Source organism: Streptomyces sp. MK37H, assembly GCF_018035285.1.
Taxonomy (GTDB): Bacteria; Actinomycetota; Actinomycetes; order Streptomycetales; family Streptomycetaceae; genus Streptomyces; species Streptomyces endocoffeicus.
Genome location: NZ_JAAAYH010000890.1, coordinates 1 through 545, shown reverse-complemented (window position 1 = coordinate 545; position 545 = coordinate 1). Strand labels below are relative to the sequence as shown.

The window sequence follows — 545 nt, the reverse complement described above, 5'->3', positions numbered from 1 at the left end:
GCGAGCCGGGGAAGATCACCGGCACGGTCTGGTTCGACTTCACCCGCGGCGGCCTGGGCAAGGAGGGCGCCATCGACAAGGGCGAGAAGGCGATGGCCGGCCTGAAGATCGAGGCGGTCAAGGACGGCAAGGTCCTCGCCCGGACCACGACGGCGGCGGACGGCAGGTACACCCTCCCGGCCAGGGCCGAGGGCGCCCAGCTACGGCTGCCCGCCTGGAACTTCGCCCAGCCGTACAACGGCGTGGACTGGCTCGGCCCGTCCCTGGTCACCCCGGCCATCATCGGCGCCTACGTCTGGATCTGGGCCGGTTTCGCGATGGTGCTGATCGCGGCGGGGCTCGCGGGAGTGCCGCGTGAGCTGATGGAGGCCGCGCGGATGGACGGCGCCACCGAATGGCAGGTCTTCCGGCGGATCACGGTGCCGATGCTGGCGCCGGTGCTCTCCGTCGTCGTCGTCACACTGATGATCAACGTGATGAAGATCTTCGACCTCGTCTACATCATCGCGCCCGGCCCCTCGCAGGACGACGCCAACGTACTGGCC

The 545-nt window shown here is 69.5% G+C and carries 1 protein-coding gene; it reads left to right on the top strand.

Going from position 1 to position 545, the window contains the following annotated elements; all coding sequences use genetic code 11:
* Positions 1-545 (top strand): ABC transporter permease subunit (locus tag GWI24_RS44635; protein WP_210951700.1); only part of this gene is annotated, 545 nt, incomplete at both ends.